Consider the following 16,584-nt stretch of genomic DNA (forward strand, 5'->3'; position numbering starts at 1 on the left):
TCAACCACCGTTGACCGGAGGAATCACCGCGATGCGTCCATCCGCGGGCAGCGCATCGCCATCGCGCAGCAACGCGCTTTCGCTGGCGAAGGCGGTGCTGCGCAGCAGGCCCGGCGTGCATGCGGGCCAGTGCGAGGCGGCGTGCGCGGCCAGGGCTTCGCGCGCGGCGGCGACGTTGGCGCCGTCGGCGACATCGAGTTCCAGCAACGCTTGCGGCTGGAAATCGCGGAACGGTCCGAACAATTGCACCTGCAGTTTCAAGTTCCACTCCCAAGCAATGCCGCCTGCATGTGCGAAGGCGGCAGCACGTCGACCAGGGTGCCGGCGGAAACCCGTTCCCCATCTTCCGGCAACAGCATCCACACGTTCGCTTCGCGCAACGGCGCGATGCGGAACGATTCCTGCCCGCGCAGCGGCTGCACGCGCACGCCGCCATCGGCGTGGAGGCGCAGCGCCGCCTTCTGGATCGAGGCGTTGCCGGGCTTCTTGCGCGCGTCCTCCGCCAGCGGCAGGCGCCAGCGCGTTTCGTCGGGCATGCCGAGCATGCGCCGCAATGCGGCTTCGACCAGCAGGCGCTGGCCGACCGCGGTGGAGATCGGATTCCCCGGCAGGCCGAAGAACAACGCGCCCTGCGGCAAGATCGCGAACAATTGCGGCTTGCCGGGACGCATGCGCAGCTTGTGGAACACGGTTTCCGCGCCAAGCATGGCCAGCGCTTCGGGCACGAAATCGTAGCGACCCATCGACACCGCGCCGGTGCTGATCACCGCATCGACGCCGAGCGCGAGCGCATCGCGCACTGCGGCGACGAAGGTTTCGACATCGTCCGGCAAGGTCGCACGGCGCACGACTTCGGCGCCGGCTTCGCGCAATTTCGCTTCGAGGTAGGGCCCGTTGCTGTCGCGGATTTCGCCGGAGGCGAGTTCGCGCCACGGATCTGCGACCAGTTCGCGTCCGGTGGCGAACACCGCGACGCGCGGTTTCCTGCGTACTGCGACTTCGCGCACGCCCAACGCATCGAGCAGCATGCAGGCGAATGGGTCGAGAACGACGCCCGCCGCGAGCGCGACGGCGCCGGCGAGCATGTCTTCGCCGCCGCGGCGCACATGCTGGCCGAATGCGGCATCAGACTTGATGCGGATGCGCGAAGGACGTTGCGCGTCGTCGCGTTCCAGCACTTCGACATCCTCGACCGGAACCACGCTGTCGAAACCATCCGGCATGCGCGCACCGGTCATGATCTCGCAGGCTTCGCCACGGGCCGCGCGCGCGACGTCGCCGGCGGCCTGTTCGCCTTCGACCGCGAATTCGCTGCCGGCGGCAATCGCGTTTCCGTTCGCACGCAAGGCGAAGCCGTCCATCGCCGAGTTGTCGAACGGCGGCAGCGACATCGGTGCGACCACGTCTTCGGCCAGAACGCGTCCGCGCGCGTCCGCCAGCGCGACGCGCTCCGCCGACAGCGCGCTCGATGCCGCGCGAATGCGCGCGATCGCCTCTTCGACGCCGATCATGCCGAGGCCGGTTCCTGCGGACGGTAATGCGCCTCTTCCTCCGCGCTCATGCCGTCCGGATGCCGCCACAGGCCTTTCTTGCCGCCCTGCTTGAACAGCAGGCGCACGTTTTCGATCGCGAGCGCAGGCTGCACCGGCTTGGCCAGGTCGTAGATGGTGAGCAATGCGGCATTCACGCCGGCCAGCGCCTCCATTTCCACGCCGGTGCGCGCCTGCGTCGCGGCTTCGCAATAGACGCGGATCGCGTTGCGCTCGGGCACCGGCACGCAGCGCACGGCGACGAATTCCAGCGCCAGCGGATGGCATAGCGGCATCAACGCGCTCGCCTGCTTCGCGCCCTGCAGGCCGGCGATTTCTGCCATCGCCAGCGCATCGCCTTTCGGCAGGCGTCGTTCGACGATGGCGGCATATGCGTCGCCGGCGCGCAGTTCGCCGACTGCGACCGCGCGCCGCGCGGTGATCGCCTTGGCGCGCACGTCGGCCATGTGGAATCCGGATGTGTTCGCGGATGCGTTCGACAAACTCAACCCCCGATGGATGCCAGGTGCGGCACCAGCCCGGTCTGGCCCTGGTGCAGGCGGTGCGCGTCGCGCTTGATGCCGAGCTGGCGCGAGATCGTGGCGCACAAGAGCTCGTGTTGAGAATCGTCCTGCAATAGCGGGCGCAGCGGAATGCCGATTTCGCCGAACAGGCACAGGCGCAGGTCGCCCTTCGCGGTCACGCGCAGGCGATTGCAGCTGGCGCAGAAATCGCGCGCGTAGGGCGCGATCACGCCGATGCGCCCGGCGTAATCCGGATGCGCGTATTCGATCGCAGGCCCGGCATCGGCCGCGCGCGGCTGCGCGCGCCAGCCGGCGGCTTCGAGTTGCGATTGCAGGGCTTCGGCGCGGACGTGGTGGCGTTCGAAATAGTCGCGATTGTCGCCGGTCTGCATCAGCTCGATGAAGCGGATGGCGATGTCGCGTTCGCGCAGGTAATCGAGCCACGCCGGAAGCTGCTCGTCGTTCAGGCCGCGCAGCAGCACCGCGTTGAGTTTGACCGCATCGAAGCCAAGGCCAAGCGCGTCCTCGACACCGGCGAGGATGTCGTCGAGGCGGTCGTGACCGGTGATGGCGGCGAAGCGTTCGCGGTCGAGGCTGTCGACGCTCACGTTCAAGGCGGTCAGCCCCGCGGCGCGCCAGTCGCGCACCTGCCTGCGCAGCAGCACGCCATTGGTCGTCATCGCGATCTTTTCGATCTCCGGCACCGACGCGGCCAGCGCGATGACATCGACCAGATCCTTGCGCAGCGTCGGTTCGCCGCCGGTCAGGCGCAGCTTGCGCATGCCGAGCGCGGCGAACGCGCGCAGCAGGCGTTCGATTTCCGGCAGCGACAACAGCGACGGCTGCCCGTGCGCGGCGTGGTGGCCGTCGGGCAGGCAGTAGCCGCAGCGGAAGTTGCAGGCTTCCAGCAGCGACAGCCGCAGGTACGGAAAGCTGCGACCGAAACGGTCGGCCAGCATCGCCATCAACCAACTCCTGTCCAGGGCGCGTCCTGCGCGGGTGGCGATGGCGTTTCCCCCATCGCCCGGCGGCCTCGCGGGCCACGGCCGCGCGCCATGCCCGGCCGGGCGCAGGCGAAGCGGCTTCGGAGCGTCGCCGGCGCGAACCGGCGACGTCGCCAGTTTACGCCGCGGGCGCGAACGCGGCGTATCCTGCGCGCCCCGCATTCGCGACACGCGCATGGACATCTTCAAGGTCTTCACCCTCGAGGCCGCGCACCGGCTGCCGAACGTGCCGCCGGGGCACAAGTGCGCGCGCCTGCACGGGCATTCGTTCCGGGTGGAGATCCATGTGCGCGGCGAACCGGGCGCCGACAGCGGCTGGGTGATGGATTTCGCCGAGCTCAAGGCCGCGTTCAAGCCGCTGTACGAACAGCTCGACCACCATTACCTCAACGAGGTGCCCGGCCTCGAGAACCCGACCAGCGAACGGCTGGCGGCCTGGATCTGGGAGCACCTGGCCCCATCGCTGCCCCTGCTGGCCGAGGTCGTGGTCCACGAAACCTGCACCTCGGGCTGCCGTTACCGCGGGCCCGGCGCGGTCTGATCCACGTAACCATCTGTTCTGAAAGGGAAAACCGCTTTCCCTGAATCGCGTTCCCATGGCTTGTTGCATTGCAACAAAAGTGGCGCTATGCTGCACCGCACAAACCGGCAATCCCGCCGGCGCCACGCAGGAATCCGCCATGTACACGATCAACGATCAATTCGCCAAGGCGTCGCGCCAGTTCGCCGACAACGCCGCCCAGGCCAACCGCCTCCTGCTGCAGAACGCCGAGAACGCGTTCGCGCTGCAGCTGGCCACCCTCGAAGAGAACACCAACGCCGCCTTTGCCTTCATCGGTGAAGTGGTCGAGGCCCGCGATTTCGACGCGCTCAAGACCGTGTGGCCGAAGGGCCTGCAGGTCGCGCGCGAGTCCGCCGAGCGCAACGTGGGCACCGCCCAGGAAGTCTTCGGCAACACGCTGAAGGCGGGCGAGGCCATCGGCCGCATCGCCAAGGGCCAGTTCGAAACCGCCGCCGCGGAAGTCCAGGCCGAAGTCGGCAAGGCGACCAAGGCCGCCAAGAAGGCGACCCGCTAAGTCTCTCTCCCCAAGGAATCGCGCGGTCTCCCCCGAGCCGTGCATCCGTGGTGACCCGGCAGCGCGAGCTGCCGGGTTTTTTTGTGGCTGCCGATTTCCATGTCCGCTTTCCGCCCCATTCCACGCATAAGCGGAAAACCCGCCATGCCGGCGGGATCATCGAACGGGGAAATCCATGCGCAACTTTCGACTTCCTGCCGTGCTTGCCGGCCTCATGGGGGCCTGTGGCATGGCGACTACCCCAACGGCCGATGCGAACACCCTGTCCCTGTACATGACCGTGCAAGGCGCGAGCTGCCAATTGAGCATCCCCACCACCAATACCGGCGTGCGCCCCAAGGCCATCGGTTTCCGCAACGAATCGACCACCACCGGCAACTTCGTGATTTGCCCGGTGTCATCGCCTACGGATCAGGGCGGGACTACCTTCGGCCCATTCGATTTGGTGGCGATCGTCATCCACAGCATGGACGGCATGGCGCACAACGTGAGCTGCACCGCGGTCACGGGCCAAGGCCTCAATCCCGGCTATCCGTTGGTCTATTCGTCCAAGACCGTCGAAGTGCCAGCCGATGCGAGTCTGGCCGGTAGCGCCTCTTGGTTATCCGATGATTTCGGCCAGCCGGGCACCACACAGATCAAGGGAAGCTCCTGGACCACCATTACCTGCAATCTTCCACCGCAAGCCGAAATCAGATACATCCGTGCGCGCTACAACTTCGAAATCGGCAACTGATCGCGCGCGAGGCGTGTCCGCTTTCGACCCCGTTTCCCGCATAGGTGGAAAACCCGCCATTCCGGCCGGGCGATCGAACGGGGAATCCATGCGCCATCTTCGACTTCCTGCCGCGCTTGCCGGCTTTGTTGCGATCCATGGCTTGGTGGCCGTGCCCGCAGCCACGGCTGCCGAGGCCCTGCAAACCATGGTGGTCCCGGGAGCCACTTGCCAACTGAGCATCCCCACCACGAATACCGGGGTGCGGCCGAAGGCGACCGGTTTCCGCAACGAATCGACCACGACCAGCAACTTCGTGATTTGTCCGTTGGTCACGCCCACGGTGCGGAGCGCCAATGCCAACCCGCTTGCGAACGGATACATCATTCTCTCGTCGCTCGACGGGCAGGCCCACAGCGTGAGTTGCACCGCCGTCGTGGGTTTGGGGGGAAACGTCGTCTTCCCGGCCAAATACTCGACCAAGAGCATCGCCATACCTGCTGCGACCGACGATTCTGTTTCCGGAAGCTGGACGCTTGCCGATTTCGGTCAATCCTCCGGCGACTCGATCGATGGAAGCGCATGGTTCTCCGTTACCTGCAATCTCCCGCCGCAGGTGCAGATCCAAAGCTTGCAGGGAAACTATTACGCCGAAATCGGCGACTGACGGTTCGTGTGTCACGAAAAAGGGCGTCTTGCGGCGCCCTTTTTCGTCCGGGCATGTCCGCTTTCCGCCCCATTCCTCGCATAAGCGGAAAACCCGCCATTCCGGCCGGGTGATCGAACGGGGAATCCATGCGCCATCTTCGACTTTCCGCCGCGCTCGCCGGCGTCGTGGCGGTCTGCGTCCTGGCAACCAGTCCCGAAACCAGCGCCGCCACGGTCATCAGTCTCCAGCACGCGCCTGGATCCGTGTGCCAACTGAGCATTCCCACCACTGATACCGGCGTGCGCCCCAAAGCCACCGGCTTCCGCAATGAATCGACGACGACCGGCAATTTCGTGATCTGTCCGTTGGTCAGCCCGATGGCCACCGGCAGCGATGCCTTCACGTTCGTTAATCTCTCGCTGCTCTCACTCGATGGCCAGTCCCATGACGTCGCCTGCAGCGCCGTCGCCAACGCCATCTCCCCCGCATATTCGTCCAAGACGATTTCCGTGAATGCTTCCGGGGGCTCGTATCAGTGGAGTGCTTCCGATTTCGGCGAAACATTCGGGAGCCCGATCATTGGCAGCCAGGAGATGTCGATCACTTGCTTGCTGCCGCCCCAGGCAGCCATCCGGTCCGTGGGGGCTTACTACAATCGCGAAATCGGCAATTGATTCCATGCGATGCACGTGAAAAGGGCGCCTTTCGGCGCCCTTTTCTTCTCGAACTCAAAGCGTCGATTCGCGGTGTTCGCCCGCGGGCGGCGCGTCGAGCTTGTCGCCCAGCAGCTTGCGCACGGTGGTGTAGAACACCGGGATGAACAGCAGGCCGAGGAAGGTCGCGGCGAGCATGCCGCCGATCACGCCGGTACCGATGGCGTGGCGCGCGTTGGCGCCGGCACCGCTGGAAATCGCCAGCGGCGTCACGCCCATGATGAACGCGAGCGAGGTCATCAGGATCGGGCGCAAGCGCAGCTTCGCCGCCTCGACCACCGCCTGCCCCAGCGGCTTGCCGGCATTGCGTTCCTGGATCGCGAATTCGACGATCAGGATCGCGTTCTTCGCCGCGAGACCGATGACGGTGATCAGGCCGATCTTGAAGTAGATGTCGTTCGGCAGGCCGCGCAGCATCGACAGCAGCACCGCGCCGAGGATGCCGATCGGCACCACCAGCAACACCGACACCGGCACCGACCAGCTTTCGTACAGCGCGGCAAGGCACAGGAACACGACCACGATCGACAGCACCATCAGCAGCGTGGTCTGCCCGGCCGACAGCAATTCCTGGTGCGATTGCCCGGCCCAGTCGTAGCCGAAGCCCGGCGGCAGGTCGGTGTCGACGATCTTCTGCATCGCGTTCATCGCCTGGCCGGAGCTGTAGCCCGCCGCCTGCTGGCCGACGATTTCCACCGCCGCGAAACCGTTGTAACGGGTGAGCGTCGGTTCGGCGACCGTCCATTGCGAATGCACGACGTTCGACAGCGGGATCATCGTCGGCACGCCGTCGGCGTCGGTGGTCTGCGCCGGCGTGTAAAAGTGGTCGAGCGATTCCGGGCCGGTGCGGTAGGCCGCATCGGCCTGCATCGTCACCCGCTTCACCCGGCCGCCCTGCACGAAGTCGTTGACGTACACCGGCGCCAGCATCAACTGGATCGCGCTGTAGATGTCGCCGACCGACAGGCCCATCGACTGCGCCTGCACGCGGTCGACGTCGAGCTTGAGCTGCGGCGACGGCGCGAGCGAGTTCGGGCGCACGCCCATCAGCGACTTGTCCTGCGCGGCCTTGCCGAGCAGCGTGCCCATCGCACCAGCAAGCGCATCGCGGCCGGCGCCGCTGCGATCCTGCAGGTACATGTCGAAGCCACCGAACTGGCCGAGGCCGTTCACCGTCGGCAGATTGATGACGAAGATCTGCGCGTCGCGGATGCCGAACAGCGCCATGTTCGCCTTCTGGATGAACTCGCTGGCGGTGGTCTTGCGTTCGCTCCACGGCTTGAGCTTGATGAACGCCATGCCGACGTTCTCGCCCTGGCCGACGAAGCTGAAGCCGGCCACCTGCATCATGCCTTCGTAGCCATCCTGCTTCTCGATGGCCGCGCGCACCTGCTCGAACACCGCGTCGGTGCGGCGCAAGGTTGCGCCCGGCGGCAGCTGCACGATGGCCAGCGCATAGCCCTGGTCTTCCTCGGGCAGGAAGCTGCCGGGCATCTTCCAGAACAGGAAGCCGCACAGCAGCGCCAGCGCCGCGAACACCGCCATCCAGCGCGGCGCATGCCGCACCGCGCCGGTGATGTGGCCGACGTAGGTCTTGCCGAGCCGGTCGTAGAGGCGGTTGAACGCGCGGAAGATCGGGTTGCGGCTGTCGTGGTGCGCGGTCGGCTTGAGCAGGTTCGCGCACAGCGCCGGGGTGAAGCCGAGGGCGAGGAACGCGGAGAACACCATCGCCATCGCGATCGTCAGCGCGAACTGCTTGTACACCGCGCCGGCGCTGCCGGCCTGCAGCGCGCTGGGCACGAACACCGCGGCCAAAACAATCGTGATCGCGATCACCGCGCCGCTGATCTGGTGCATGGCCTTGCGCGTGGCTTCCTTCGGCGACAGGCCTTCCTCGGTCATGATGCGTTCGACGTTCTCGATCACCACGATCGCGTCGTCGACCACGATGCCGATCGCCAGCACCATGCCGAACAGCGACAACTGGTTGATGGTGAAGCCGATGAGGTACATGCCGAGGAAGGTGCCCAGCAGCGCCACCGGGATCACCAGCGTCGGGATCAGCGTCGCGCGGATGTTCTGCAGGAACAGCAGCATCACCAGGAACACCAGCACCACCGCCTCGGCGAGGGTCTTCACCACTTCCTCGACCGACAACCGTACGAAGTCGGAACTGTCGTAAGGCGAGAACCACTGCACGCCCTCGGGGAAACTCGGCGCCAGTTCGTTCATCCGCTCCTTCACCGCCGCCGCCACCGCCAGCGCGTTCGCGCCCGGCGCGAGCTGCACCGCGAAGCCCGCCGCCGGCTGCCCGCTCCACTTCAGGTCGAAGCTGTGCGCGGAACCGCCGAGCTCGACCCGCGCCACGTCCTTGAGCCGCACCGCGGCGCCGTTGGCGTCGGTGCGCAGCAGGATCCCTTCGAATTCCTGCGGCGTGGAGAAGCGTCCTTCCGCGGACACGGTCGCGGTGAACATCTGCGTGTCGGGCGATGGTTCGCTACCGACCTGGCCGGCCGAGAACTGCACGTTCTGCCCACGCACCGCGGCCAGCACCTGCGAGGCGGACAGGCCGTACGCGCGCAGCTTGTCCGGGTTGAGCCAGATGTTCATCGCATATTCGCCGCCGAACAGCTGGGTGCTGCCGACGCCGGGCACGCGCGCGATCTGGTCGAGCACGCGCGAGGCGAGCAGGTCGGACAGTTCGTCCTTGCCGATCGCCGGGTTCGACGACTTCAGCGCGACCACCAACAGGAAGCCGGAGTTCGCCTTCGCCACCGTGACGCCCTGCTGCACCACGTCGGTGGGCAGGCGCGGGGTCGCCTGCGACACCTTGTTCTGCACCTGCATCTGCGCGATGTCGGGATCGGTGCCGGGCTTGAAGGTGATGTTGATCGAGCTGCCGCCGTTCGAGCCCGACGAGGAACTGAAGTAGTCGAGGTTGTCGATGCCGGTGAGCTGCTGCTCGATGATCTGCGTCACCGCGCGTTCGGTGGTCTCGGCGCTGGCGCCGGGATAATTCGCGTTCACCCCGACCTGGGTCGGCGCGATGTTGGGATAGGACTCGATGCCGAGGCTGCGAATCGCAAGGCCGCCGGCGATCGCGATCAGGATCGCGATCACCCAGGCGAAGACCGGGTGTTCGATGAAGTAACGGGACATGGCTCAGCCCTGCTTCGGCGCGGTCGCGGGGGCGGCTTGCGCGGCATCGGGTTTCGCCGCTTCGACCGGCTTGGCCGTGACCGGCTGGCCCGGCTGCATCACCCGCTGCACGCCGGACACGATCACGCGGTCGCCGGGGGAAACGCCGCTGCTCACGATCCAGTCGCTGCCGTCGAGCTGGGTCGCGTCGATGTTCTTGCGCTGCGCCTTGCCGGCCTGGTCCACCACGAACACGTAGGCGCCCTGTGCATCGCGCTGCACCGCGGTCTGCGGGATGCGATAGGCCTCGCGCTGTTCGCTGAGCGTGGCGCGCAACTTGACGAAGGTGCCCGGCAGCAACTGGTGCTCGGGATTGGGCAGGCGCGCGCGCAACGCCACCGCGCCGGTGGACGGATCGACCACGTCGGCGGTGAAGTCGAGCGTGCCCGGGTGCGAATACACGCTGCCGTCGGGCAGGGTCACCTGCACTTCGCGGCTGCCGCTGCCGTCGCTGGCGCGGCGCGCGGCCGCCAGTTCGTCGGCGCTGGCCGAGAAATCGACGTACAGCGGATCGATCTGGTCGACGGTGGTGAGCAAGGTCGCGTCGCCCTGCCCGACCAGCGCGCCCTCGGTCACCTGCTGGCGCCCGGCGCGGCCGTCGATGGGCGAACGCACCGTGGCGTAACCGAGGTTGATTTCGGCCGCATCGACCGCGGCACGGCCGGCCTGCAACGCGGCGGCGGCGCTGCGCTCGGCGGCGATGGCGTTGTCGTAATCCGATTGCGAAATGAACTTCTGCCCGATCAACTTGCGCGCGCGATCGGCCGCGGATTTGGCATTGGCGTAGTTGGCCTGGGCCGTGGCTTGCGAGGCCTTGGCCTGTCCGAGCGCGGCCTGCAGCGGCGCGGGATCGATCAGGAACAGCACCTCGCCCTTGCGCACGTCGCTGCCTTCCTCGTAGACGCGACGCTGGAGCACGCCCGGCACGCGGGCGCGGACATCGGCGCTGCGGAAGGCGGACAGGCGCCCGACCAGGTCGCGCTGCAGCGGGATGGTGGCCGGCTGCAGGGTCTGGACCCCGACTTCCGGCGGCGGCATCTGTCCGCCCTGGCCGTCGGCCCCTTGCTTCGAACACCCCGCGACCACCATCAGGGACAGCGCCAAAACGGACAGAAGCGGGGACGGACGACGCATGCGTAGCCTCGGGGGGATGGATTCCTGTACCAGAGAGTATAGCTTGTCCTCGGACCGCAACCCCTGCCGGAAGTCGGGTGGATCAGGCCGGGACCTGGAGCGAACGCGAGGACGTGGCGGCATCGGCCGCGGGATCGAACGGCAGCCGACCCCAGCATGGCGCCTGCAGGCGCGTGGCGAGCATGGCGATGTTGTCTTCGACCGCGTCCATATCGGGGTCGATCGCGTTGGCGATCCATCCGACCAGGCGGCAACCATCGGCGGCGATGGCGCGCGCGCTGAGCAGCGCGTGGTTGAGGCAGCCCAGGCGCAGGCCGACGACAAGCACCACCGGCAGGCCGAGCGCGCGCACCAGGTCCGCCTGCATCAGTTCCGCGGACAAAGGCGCGGCCCAACCGCCCACGCCTTCGACGACGACCACATCGGCGGACGCGGCGAGTCGCGCATGTGCATCGAGGATCGACTGCAATTCGACTTCGACGCCGGCGTCGCGCGCGGCGAGTTCCGGCGCCAGCGGCAAGGGCAGCGCGAACGGATTGCAATCCGCGTAGATCGGGCGCGGATCGCTGGCTTCGATCAGCGCGAGCGCATCTTCGTTCTTCCATGCGCCATCGATGCGTTCGCAGCCACTGGCCACGGGTTTCATCCCGACCGCACGCATGCCGCGCGCACGCAAGGAATGCAGCAACGCCGCGCTGGAATGCGTCTTGCCGATGCCGGTATCGGTGCCGCTGACGTAGAAGCCGTGCATGCGCGGACTGTAGCAAGCCGCGTACACTGCGCGCATGAGCTTTTCCGCCATCGAACTGACCGGGAGCAAGCCGGAGCAATACGCGCAGCTGCTGGAGCAGGCGCGCGCGCTGCTGCATGGCGAACGCGACCGCATCGCCAACGCCGCCAATCTTTCCGCGCTGGTCTACCACGCGTTGCCCGACCTCAACTGGGTCGGCTTCTATTTCTTCGATGGAACCGAACTCGTCGTCGGGCCGTTCCAGGGGCTGCCGGCCTGCGTGCGCATTCCGCTCGACAAGGGCGTCTGCGGCGCGGCCGCGCGCAGCCGGCGAACCCAGCGGGTCGAGGACGTGAACGCCTTCCCGGGGCACATCGCCTGCGATTCGGCCAGCAACTCCGAGCTGGTGGTCCCGCTGGCCTCGGCCGACGGCGGCCTGCTCGGGGTGTTCGACCTCGACAGCCCCAGGCTCGCGCGCTTCGACGCCGACGACCAGGCTGGCCTCGAGGCCATCGCGAATGCGTTTCTACAGGCATCGGCCTGAAATCCCCCGAGTCGCGATGCCCGCCGCCACGCCCAAGCTCCGCAACATCGGCCCCAAGTCCGCGGCATGGCTGCGGCAAGTGGGCCTGCGCACCGAAGCCGACCTGGTCGCGGTCGGCCCGGTCGAGGCTTTCATGCGCGTGCGCCGCGCCGGCTTCAAGCCAACCATGAACCTGCTGTACGCGCTGGAAGGCGCGCTGTGCGACTGCCACTGGCAGGACGTGCCGGAACCGCGCCGGCTGCAACTCGCGCAGCAAGCGGAAGCGGCGATCGCGTTGCTGCCCCCGCCGCGACACCGCCCGGCCGCGGCGCCGGTGACGACGACCACGCCCATGCACGACGAGCCCGCGTTCGATCTCGCCGGCGTCGACGACGAACCGCAAGGCGAGCGCGACGACTGACGCGTTCGCGTACACTGTGCGCGCTTCGCGGTGACCCCAAGGCATTCGCCAACGGGTTGAAACGGGAAGCCGGTGACGCCGCGCCAACGCGCGCGGCCATTCCGGCACTGCCCCCGCAACGGTAAGCGAGACAGGCCGAGGCATCCGCCACTGTGCATTGCACGGGAAGGCGCCACGGCCGGGACCACGCATCACGCGCGGTTCGCTCGCGAGTCCGGAGACCGGCCACGGAGCGTACTGGTTGCGATGCGGCGGGCATCGCGGCGGCGCTCGTTTCCGAACGGCACTGCACGCCTTTCCGCACGCGACTCCCGACAAACCCACTGCGCGCGGGCGTGCGCGCCGGAGTCCGTCCCCATGCACCTGCGTTCCCTTTCGTTCGCCATCGCGCTGGCGTTGCCCGCGGTCGCGTCCGCACAAACCGCTTCCGATCTCGACCAAGTCGTGGTCACCGCCACGCGCACCGAATCCTCCGTCGCCGACAGCCTGTTCCCAGTGCAAGTGATCGAACGCGACGACATCGAGCGCAGCCAGGCGCGTTCGCTGCCCGACCTGCTGCGCGGCCGCGCCGGCATCGATTTCGGCAACCAGGGCGGCCTCGGCAAGCTCAGCACGCTGTTCCTGCGCGGCACCGAATCCGACCAGGTGCTGGTGCTGGTCGACGGCGTGCGCATCGGTTCGGCGACCGCGGGGCTGGTGTCGTTCCAGGACATCCCGGTCGACCAGATCGATCGCATCGAAATCGTGCGCGGCCCGCGTTCGAGCCTGTACGGCTCGGAAGCCGTTGGCGGCGTGATCCAGGTCTTCACCCGCCACGACCAAGGCGCATTCACCCCGCGATTCCGCGTCGGCATCGGCAGCAACAAGCTGCGCGAAGCCAGCGCCGGCATCGGTGGCGGCAACGAGCATGGCTGGTACGGCGCGGATTTCGCCTGGCAGCGAACCGATGGCATCAATGCATGCAATGGCTCGGCGACGCTGTTCGCCGGCTGTTTCGTCGACGAGCCCGACCGCGACGGCTATCGCAACGCGTCGCTCAACCTGCGCGGCGGCGTCGATCTCGGCGAAACGGTGAAACTCGAGGCGCACGCCTTGCGCGCAGAAGCGTTCAACGAATACGACGGCAGCATTTACGGCGGAAACGAGGCCGACAACGTGCAGCAGGCGATGTCGGCGAAATTGGAGTGGACGCCTTCGCAACGCGTCGCGGTGAGCGTCCAGGCCGGGCGCAGCGACGACGATTCCGACAACAGCTTCAACGACCACGCCGGAACCACGATCCACGTTGGCAACTTCGATACGCACCGCACCACCGCTTCGCTGCAGGGCGATTTCGGCCTCGCCGAAGGGCAATCGCTCAGCGCCGGCGCGGACTGGCAGCGCGACCGCATCGACAGCAACACCGACTTCGACATCACCGCCCGCGACAACACCGGCGTGTACGTCGAATACCTCGGCAAGTTCGGCGCGCAGCAATTGCAGGCCAGCGTCCGCAACGACGACAACGAACAATTCGGCAGCCACGCCACCGGCAGCCTCGGTTGGGGCATGGCATTCGGCGATGGGTTCAAATTGATGGCCAGCTACGGCACCGCGTTCAAGGCGCCGACCTTCAACGACCTGTACTACCCGTTCTTCGGCAACCCCGACCTGAAACCGGAAACCTCGCGCAGCGCGAACATCGGCATTTCGCAACATGCGCAACGCTGGAGCTGGACGCTGGATGCCTACGAAACCCGCATCGACGACCTGATTTCCTACGACTCCTCGATCTTCCTGCCGAACAACATCGACAAGGCGCGCATCCGCGGCGTGGAGTTCACCGTCGATACCACGCTCGCCGGCTGGGATATCGGCGTGCAGTTGAGCCATACCGACCCGCGCAGCGAAAGCGGCTCCACCGACGGCAACCTCCTTGCGCGCCGCGCACGCAACACCGGCCGCATCGACCTCGACCGCGCGTTCGGCGCGTTCCGTTTTGGTGCGACGCTCAATGGTTCCGGCCCGCGCTACGACGATGCGGCGAACAGCGTGCGCCTCGGCGGTTTCGCCACCACCGACCTGCGTTTCGAATACGCATTCGACAACGACTGGACGCTGCAGGTGCGCGCGACCAACGTCTTCGACCGCCATTACGAAACCGTGGCCTGGTACAACCAGCCCGGCCGCGAATTCGGCCTGAGCCTGCGCTACGCGCCGAACTAGGCGAAGCGTAATCGCGATGCAAAAAGCCCGGGAACCCGGGCTTTTCATGTATTACAGTCATGATGCTCGCTATCGACAGATAAGCTCCGAATGCTCACCCGATCCAAGTGCGCTGACTCGTATTTTCTAGTGCAAGTAGTGGAAGCATCGCGGCATATCCAAGCACCGGAGGAACAGCGTCTCCGATCCACTTTGAGATCGCGGCTCTCGCAGGATCATGGCCATTTACGACAAAGCGGAAGCTATCTGGGAATGCTTGGATTCTTGCAGCCTCATGGGGAGTGATAACACGTGGCTGGAGAGGATGAATATATCGGCCGCGCCCGGGCGTCAAGAAGCCGGTTGTGATGGTTTGGGCAGGTTTCTCCCAAAACATCCGCCCATACACGGAGGGATATGAATGGCCATCCTTGTGGCAATCCGGCCGCTCATGATTTGGAAGCTCGTGCTTGTCATTCGCGAAAAGCCAACTTATCCGCGAGCGATTCTCCTCGGAAAGCGCCGGCACCGTATCCATAACACTCGTACTAGAATCCGCTGCCTTCTCGCGCATCAAGTCACCGATTGCCCACCCAAGATTCAACGCGTCCCTCTTCAACCCTGCGGATACAGCATTGAGCGTCAGTGAATGCTTGCGTGGGGCTACCTTTGCAGCGATTAGGAAATAGCGTTTGCGCGTCTGGGCCCAGCCCATGTCATTGGCAGCAAGCACGCCACTGTCGATGAACTTGTAGCCACACGCCTTTAGTAGCGCCTTGGCCGAAACGACGACACCGCTCTTATCATTTACGACGTCCGGCACGTTCTCGATTACGACCATGCGCGCCTTGAGCCCGATCGCAAGCGCGACCGCAGTCAGGTAGAGAAGGTTGCGAGGGTCCTCTCGCCGGGTTCTGTTGTTGAGATTCGAGTGTCCCTGACAGGGTGGCCCAGCCAAGAAAAGGTCGATTTTCCCGACTTCGCCAACAAGCGCCTCATCGATTATTTCTGGCTCGTAGGCAAAGCGAGCATCGCTCGCGATCCCACTGACATGAAAGTCCACCAGGCTGGACGCGCTGGTGTGAAGTATGTGCTTCGTTCCAAAGTTGGCGCGGTGAACTTGCAACCCACCTTCGTCGACATCTATGGCCGCAACAGCTTCGAATTTCCGACCCGCCGCCAAGATAGCTTGAGCCGCGCCCAGCGTCAGCCCTCCGCAGCCGCAGAACGCGTCGACGGTTCGTATCGGCGGCAGGTCCGACGACCCCTCTGATCTGATTTGAGCGCCTCTAAGAAAGCTCTGCCACCATGCAGCGTGACCGCCTGCGCCATCGTCGGCAAGATTGTCAATTTCGGATCGCCATACATCATCACCCAGCCTTAGATCGCGCGTGACGCGACCATTCTTAATGGCGTAACTTTCTAGCTCGGTGTTACTCATGCGCTCATGTCATGCCGCTTCCGGGACTCTGTCGATTTCTTCGTCAATGACCTTTCGACACTCAACTTCATCAAGAATCTCCATGAATAAATTTGTTCTCAAACGCCGGAGTCGCTTGACCAGCTCCCGAATCTGATCGACCTTCAAGAAGGGCTGGGTAGCATCAGCCTTATCGGGGTACTGAAACCGTATTAGGGCACGTGCGAAGTTTCTTGCATTCGCGTAGCCCTGTCGGAAAAGGTGACTCCGATAAAAGTCGATTTGGCCGTGATCGCATAGATGATATCGATCGGTGGCCTCTTCGTCGAGCACGAGTTCGGCGCGAAGCCAGAGTCGGTATAGAAGATTCTCGGACCTGGCACCTACGCCGTAGTTTGCAGCGCCTGTTCCACCCTTTGGATTGCCATATCTCCACTCCACGATGTCAGAAAAGTGGACAGCAGCCAGCCAGAGCCAAAAGTCGGGGTCGGCGAGGATATCCACTCCCACGGCGACCCGGGAATGGATCGTACGGGCGGCAAGGGCTTCGAACGCGTTCGCGCTCTTCGCACTCTTGAGGCCCTCTGGAAACCGGGACTTGATGCTGGCCAATTCCGCTACCAGTTCGTTCACGAATTTCTGGCAAATCTCGGGACCTTCCCCACGCGTTTTCACCAGGCGATCCAGTTCGACTGGCGTTCCGGCCCGCTTGTTGATGAAGAAGATCGAAGCATCCGTGGTTGTAAGGATGGGATAGCGCATCT

Annotated in this window: 16 protein-coding genes, 1 pseudogene and 1 riboswitch; of the genes and pseudogenes, 8 read left to right on the forward strand and 9 right to left on the reverse strand. The window is 65.5% G+C overall.

Annotated features, from left to right (window positions below):
- The 4 genes and pseudogenes from FNZ56_RS07720 to moaA form a co-directional block, all read right to left on the reverse strand.
- The gene (locus tag FNZ56_RS07720) at window positions 1-261 is read right to left on the reverse strand and encodes a MoaD/ThiS family protein (RefSeq protein WP_143879280.1); all 261 of its coding nucleotides are present in this window, start codon (window positions 259-261) and stop codon (window positions 1-3) included.
- Window positions 258-1,511, reverse strand: coding sequence for a molybdopterin molybdotransferase MoeA (locus FNZ56_RS07725; RefSeq protein ID WP_143879281.1), 1,254 nt, complete (start codon window positions 1,509-1,511; stop codon window positions 258-260). Before FNZ56_RS07725 ends, FNZ56_RS07720 begins: the two co-directional genes overlap by 4 nt.
- 8 nt (window positions 1,512-1,519) lie before the next feature.
- Window positions 1,520-1,996 (reverse strand): annotated as a pseudogene (gene moaC, locus FNZ56_RS07730) (cyclic pyranopterin monophosphate synthase); the annotation flags it as partial.
- A gap of 38 nt (window positions 1,997-2,034) precedes the next feature.
- Window positions 2,035-3,018, reverse strand: a complete 984-nt coding sequence (gene moaA, locus FNZ56_RS07735) for a GTP 3',8-cyclase MoaA (RefSeq protein WP_143879283.1) — start codon at window positions 3,016-3,018, stop codon at window positions 2,035-2,037.
- Window positions 3,019-3,232: 214 nt separating this feature from the next.
- On the opposite strand from moaA, the gene queD reads away from it, so the two are divergent.
- From queD to FNZ56_RS07760, 5 genes are all read left to right on the forward strand, one after another.
- Entirely contained in the window at window positions 3,233-3,598 is a 366-nt protein-coding gene (queD, locus tag FNZ56_RS07740; protein WP_143879284.1) for a 6-carboxytetrahydropterin synthase QueD, read from the forward strand.
- A gap of 139 nt (window positions 3,599-3,737) precedes the next feature.
- A complete protein-coding gene (locus tag FNZ56_RS07745) occupies window positions 3,738-4,133 on the forward strand; it encodes a phasin family protein (protein ID WP_143879285.1) in 396 nt (131 codons plus the stop codon).
- Between the two features lie 175 nt (window positions 4,134-4,308).
- Window positions 4,309-4,869 (forward strand): hypothetical protein, encoded by a 561-nt coding sequence (locus FNZ56_RS07750; protein WP_143879286.1) that lies wholly within the window; start codon window positions 4,309-4,311, stop codon window positions 4,867-4,869.
- A 13-nt stretch (window positions 4,870-4,882) separates the two neighbouring features.
- Entirely contained in the window at window positions 4,883-5,515 is a 633-nt protein-coding gene (locus FNZ56_RS07755; protein WP_143879287.1) for a hypothetical protein, read from the forward strand.
- 128 nt (window positions 5,516-5,643) lie between these two features.
- On the forward strand, window positions 5,644-6,171 hold the full coding sequence (locus FNZ56_RS07760) for a hypothetical protein (RefSeq protein WP_143879288.1): 528 nt from the start codon (window positions 5,644-5,646) through the stop codon (window positions 6,169-6,171).
- A gap of 54 nt (window positions 6,172-6,225) precedes the next feature.
- On the opposite strand, the gene FNZ56_RS07765 is transcribed toward FNZ56_RS07760, so the two are convergent.
- The 3 genes from FNZ56_RS07765 to bioD form a co-directional block, all read right to left on the reverse strand.
- Complete coding sequence (locus tag FNZ56_RS07765) at window positions 6,226-9,369, reverse strand: multidrug efflux RND transporter permease subunit (RefSeq protein ID WP_143879289.1); 3,144 nt, start codon at window positions 9,367-9,369, stop codon at window positions 6,226-6,228.
- A gap of 3 nt (window positions 9,370-9,372) precedes the next feature.
- Window positions 9,373-10,542, reverse strand: coding sequence for an efflux RND transporter periplasmic adaptor subunit (locus FNZ56_RS07770; protein ID WP_246064537.1), 1,170 nt, complete (start codon window positions 10,540-10,542; stop codon window positions 9,373-9,375).
- Between the two features lie 82 nt (window positions 10,543-10,624).
- Complete coding sequence (gene bioD / locus FNZ56_RS07775) at window positions 10,625-11,293, reverse strand: dethiobiotin synthase (RefSeq protein WP_143880308.1); 669 nt, start codon at window positions 11,291-11,293, stop codon at window positions 10,625-10,627.
- A gap of 34 nt (window positions 11,294-11,327) precedes the next feature.
- Between bioD and FNZ56_RS07780 the strand changes: the two genes are divergently transcribed.
- From FNZ56_RS07780 to btuB, 3 genes are all read left to right on the forward strand, one after another.
- Window positions 11,328-11,816 carry a GAF domain-containing protein gene (locus tag FNZ56_RS07780; protein WP_143879290.1) on the forward strand — a complete coding sequence of 163 codons (489 nt, stop codon included), beginning with the start codon at window positions 11,328-11,330 and terminating at the stop codon, window positions 11,814-11,816.
- A gap of 16 nt (window positions 11,817-11,832) precedes the next feature.
- The gene (locus tag FNZ56_RS07785; RefSeq protein ID WP_143879291.1) at window positions 11,833-12,216 is read left to right on the forward strand and encodes a TfoX/Sxy family protein; all 384 of its coding nucleotides are present in this window, start codon (window positions 11,833-11,835) and stop codon (window positions 12,214-12,216) included.
- A gap of 11 nt (window positions 12,217-12,227) precedes the next feature.
- A riboswitch (cobalamin riboswitch) is annotated at window positions 12,228-12,460 on the forward strand.
- A 113-nt stretch (window positions 12,461-12,573) separates the two neighbouring features.
- The gene (gene btuB / locus FNZ56_RS07790) at window positions 12,574-14,421 is read left to right on the forward strand and encodes a TonB-dependent vitamin B12 receptor (protein ID WP_143879292.1); all 1,848 of its coding nucleotides are present in this window, start codon (window positions 12,574-12,576) and stop codon (window positions 14,419-14,421) included.
- 94 nt (window positions 14,422-14,515) lie between these two features.
- Here btuB and FNZ56_RS07795 read toward each other — a convergent pair whose 3' ends face one another.
- Window positions 14,516-15,841 (reverse strand): DNA cytosine methyltransferase, encoded by a 1,326-nt coding sequence (locus FNZ56_RS07795; RefSeq protein WP_143879293.1) that lies wholly within the window; start codon window positions 15,839-15,841, stop codon window positions 14,516-14,518.
- Between the two features lie 9 nt (window positions 15,842-15,850).
- Complete coding sequence (locus FNZ56_RS07800; protein WP_143879294.1) at window positions 15,851-16,582, reverse strand: DUF6339 family protein; 732 nt, start codon at window positions 16,580-16,582, stop codon at window positions 15,851-15,853.
- Window positions 16,583-16,584 lie beyond the last annotated feature (2 nt).

Source organism: Lysobacter lycopersici, assembly GCF_007556775.1.
Taxonomy (GTDB): Bacteria; Pseudomonadota; Gammaproteobacteria; order Xanthomonadales; family Xanthomonadaceae; genus Pseudoluteimonas; species Pseudoluteimonas lycopersici.